Raw genomic sequence first — 4,096 nt, forward strand, 5'->3', positions numbered from 1 at the left:
ATTTCCAATATGACACCAGAATATGGCGCTAGTGCGGGCATGTTCTACATTGATGATCAGACGATTCAATACTTGAAACTAACGGGTCGAGAGCCTGAACAAGTGGCATTGGTTGAGCGGTATGCCAAACAAACAGGGTTATGGGCTGATGCATTAGAAACCGCGCAGTATGAGCGAGTACTGGAATTTAACCTTTCATTGGTTGAACGTAATATGGCAGGCCCTTCTAACCCTCATCGCCGTTTACCAACCTCGCAGTTGGTCGAACGTGGTATTGCTGAGCATGGTTTACCGCAAGAGGAGGGTCAGCTGCCAGACGGTGCCGTCATTATTGCTGCGATCACCTCTTGTACGAATACCAGCAACCCTCGCAATGTGGTTGCCGCTGGTCTTCTGGCAAAAAAAGCCAACCAACTGGGGCTGGTGCGTAAGCCTTGGGTAAAAAGTTCGTTTGCCCCGGGTTCAAAAGTGGCCAAACTTTATTTAGAAGAAGCCAATTTATTATCGGAGCTGGAAAAGCTGGGGTTTGGCATTGTTGCTTATGCGTGTACTACTTGCAATGGTATGAGTGGCGCGCTTGATCCCAACATTCAACAAGAAATTATCGAGCGCGATCTTTATGCTACTGCGGTGTTATCAGGCAATCGCAATTTTGATGGCCGTATTCATCCTTATGCGAAACAGGCGTTTCTTGCTTCACCGCCGCTGGTGGTTGCTTATGCATTGGCAGGATCGATTCGGTTTGATATTGAGCGTGATGCATTGGGTCTCGATAACAAGGGTAACCCCATCTATTTGCAGGATATTTGGCCAAGTGATGAAGAAATCGATACGGTTGTGGAAAGTTGCGTTAAGCCCGAGCAATTTCACCAAGTGTATATCCAGATGTTTAAATTGGATGACACGGAACATCACACCAGTCCACTGTATGACTGGCGGCCAATGAGTACATACATTCGTCGACCGCCTTATTGGCAAGGCGCTCTCGCGGGAGAACGAACACTCAACGCCATGCGGCCACTGGCCGTTTTAGGTGACAACATTACCACCGATCATCTTTCCCCTTCTAATGCCATTCTCGCCACCAGTGCAGCGGGGGAATATCTCACTCAAATGGGAATTCCTGAAGACGATTTTAACTCTTATGCGACCCATCGTGGCGACCACTTAACCGCCCAGCGGGCGACGTTTGCCAATCCAAAACTATTAAATGAAATGGTGAAGGAAAATGGACAAGTGGTACAAGGTTCGCTCACTCGCCTTGAACCAGAAGGTCAAGTGATGCGAATGTGGGAAGCCATTGAAACCTATATGCAGCGTAAACAGCCTTTGATCATCATTGCAGGAGCGGATTATGGGCAAGGTTCATCTCGTGATTGGGCGGCCAAAGGGGTTCGTCTGGCGGGGGTTGAAGCTATTGTCGCCGAAGGTTTTGAGCGAATTCATCGAACCAATTTAGTGGGCATGGGTGTGTTACCTTTGCAATTCAAGCAGGGAACCAACCGTTTAACCTTGGGCATTGAGGGGAGTGAACTTTTTGATGTGGAAGGGGATATTCAACCCGGCGTAGATCTCACGCTGCGTGTGACTCGTCAAACTGGTGAGCAGTTCTTGGTTCCGGTCATCTGCCGCCTTGACACGGCTGATGAAGTGCATGTGTATAACGCCGGTGGAGTTTTACAGCGTTTTGCGCAAGATTTTCTGGCCCAATAAGGAGTGCCGTTATGAGTGATGTCAATATCGCGCCACAGCTCAGAATTCCCGCCACTTACTTACGAGGGGGAACCAGTAAAGGGGTGTTTTTTAAGTTGTCTGATCTCCCACTTGCGGCACAAGTGCCCGGAGAGGCACGCGATAAGTTGTTATTAAGAGTCATCGGCAGCCCAGATGCCTATGGCAAACAGATTGATGGAATGGGCGGGGCGACGTCCAGTACCAGTAAAGCGGTGATTGTCTCCAAAAGCGAAAAAGAAGGGCACGATGTAGATTACCTCTTTGGTCAGGTATCGATAGACAAACCTTTTGTTGATTGGAGTGGTAACTGCGGCAACCTTTCTGCTGCGGTTGGCCCCTTTGCCATTCACGCCGGATTGATTGATCCACAACGGATTCCTGAGCATGGGGTTGTTGAAGTCAACATTTGGCAAGTTAATATTCAAAAGAGCATCGTTGTTCACGTTCCTATTATTAATGGTGAAGTACAAGAAGTCGGCGAGTTTGAACTTGATGGCGTGACGTTTCCTGCGGCAGAGATCCAAGTCGATTTTCTCGATCCCGCAGAAGGTGAAGGATCGATGTTTCCAACAGGGAACTTGCGCGATACGTTAGTGATACCGGGATTTGAGCCTTTGCAAGTGACGCTGATTAATGCCGGTATTCCAACCATCTTTGTTGATGCGAGCGCTATCGGCTATCGCGGTTGTGAGTTACAAGATGAAATTAATAACGATCCGCACGCATTGGCTCGATTTGAAACGTTACGAGCTTACGGTGCACTAAAAATGGGATTAATCACCGACTTAGAGGAAGCAAAGATTCGGCAACATACGCCCAAAATTGCCTTTGTTTCTCCACCGAAAAACTATCTCACCGCTAGCGGTAAAACGGTCACTCCGCAGCAGGTTGATGTGTTGGTGCGTGCCTTGTCGATGGGGAAATTACATCATGCCATGATGGGAACGGCGGCGGTTGCGATTGCTGCCGCTGCTTGTGTACCGGGAACCATTGTCAATCAAGCTGCAGGCGGCGGAGAAAAAACGCAAGTGGTTTTTGGTCATCCATCGGGCACATTAAAAGTGGGAGCGAAGGCTTGCCATTCAGAACAAGGATGGCGGGTTGAAAAAGCGGTCATGAGCCGCAGTGCCCGTATTTTGATGGAAGGGTGGGTTCGAGTTCCAGCTGAAAGCCTAAAGAACGAATAAGGAGAGGCACGATGTCGGCATATTTAAAGGAATATTTATCGGCAAAGGAGCAACCGGAAACGTTCTGGAAAGCTCAAGCTCAGCAGATTGATTGGTTCAAATTTCCGAAAACAATCTTATCAATAGATGACAACGGGATTGAGCGTTGGTTTTCGGATGGAGTGATGAATACGTGTTGGCTTGCATTAGATTATCATTGTCAGCAAGGGCGTGGTGATCACACGGCATTAATTTATGACTCGCCCGTTACCGGGAAAAAGCAACGTTATAGCTATAATGCATTACGTGACAGTGTCGCGCGTGTGGCTGGCATGTTAGCCGATCAAGGAGTAACCAAAGGAGATCGAGTGATCATCTATATGCCGATGATTCCTCAAGCCGCCATGGCTATGTTGGCTTGTGCTCGGCTAGGGGCTATCCACTCTGTCGTTTTTGGCGGTTTTGCGCCGAATGAGCTTGCCGTTCGAATTGAAGATGCCGAACCGAAAGTGATCATCACTGCTTCTTGTGGCATCGAAGTCAATAAAGTGATTTCCTATAAGCCTATGGTGGATAAAGCCATTATGGATAGTCGCTGGAAACCTGAAAAAGTCGTGGTTTATCAACGGCCAGAGTGCCTTGCTGATCTTAACCATGCGCGAGATGTTGATTGGAGCAGTTTGCTACAACATGCCATTCCTAGCGCGTGTGTGCCGGTGTTGGCTACCGACCCGCTTTACATTCTGTATACTTCGGGAACGACGGGAAAACCGAAAGGTGTTGTGCGGGATAATGGCGGACATGCCGTTGCTTTAAAATATTCGATGCATACGATTTATCGTCAACCTCAAGAGGGGGTCTTTTGGGCGGCCTCTGATGTGGGATGGGTGGTTGGGCATTCTTACATTATTTATGCACCACTTATTCACGGATGCACGACGATTTTGTATGAAGGGAAACCGGTACGAACACCAGACCCAGGCGCATTCTGGCGCGTGTGCCAAGAATACAAAGTTGACACCTTATTCTCTGCGCCAACCGCTTTTCGGGCGATCAAAAAAGAAGATCCAAATGGCGAACTGCTTAAGCAATACGATTTATCACAGCTAAGTACGATTTTTATGGCTGGCGAGCGATTAGATCCTCCGACTCTTGAATGGGTTGAAAGCCATACCGATAAACCTGTGATTGATCAC

Annotated in this window: 3 protein-coding genes; all 3 read left to right on the forward strand. The window is 48.2% G+C overall.

Features of this window, described 5'->3' with window-relative positions; translation table 11 throughout:
* On the forward strand, positions 1-1,713 hold a 1,713-nt coding region (gene acnA / locus B7C60_RS08045), incomplete at its 5' end, for an aconitate hydratase AcnA (RefSeq protein ID WP_245868918.1).
* Positions 1,714-1,724: 11 nt separating this feature from the next.
* Complete coding sequence (prpF, locus tag B7C60_RS08050; RefSeq protein WP_099611204.1) at positions 1,725-2,921, forward strand: 2-methylaconitate cis-trans isomerase PrpF; 1,197 nt, start codon at positions 1,725-1,727, stop codon at positions 2,919-2,921.
* An 11-nt stretch (positions 2,922-2,932) separates the two neighbouring features.
* Positions 2,933-4,096: AMP-binding protein (locus B7C60_RS18425; RefSeq protein WP_245868921.1), on the forward strand; the 1,164-nt coding region annotated here is incomplete at its 3' end.

The sequence above is a fragment of the Vibrio fujianensis genome (assembly GCF_002749895.1).
GTDB classification, from domain to species: domain Bacteria; phylum Pseudomonadota; class Gammaproteobacteria; order Enterobacterales; family Vibrionaceae; genus Vibrio; species Vibrio fujianensis.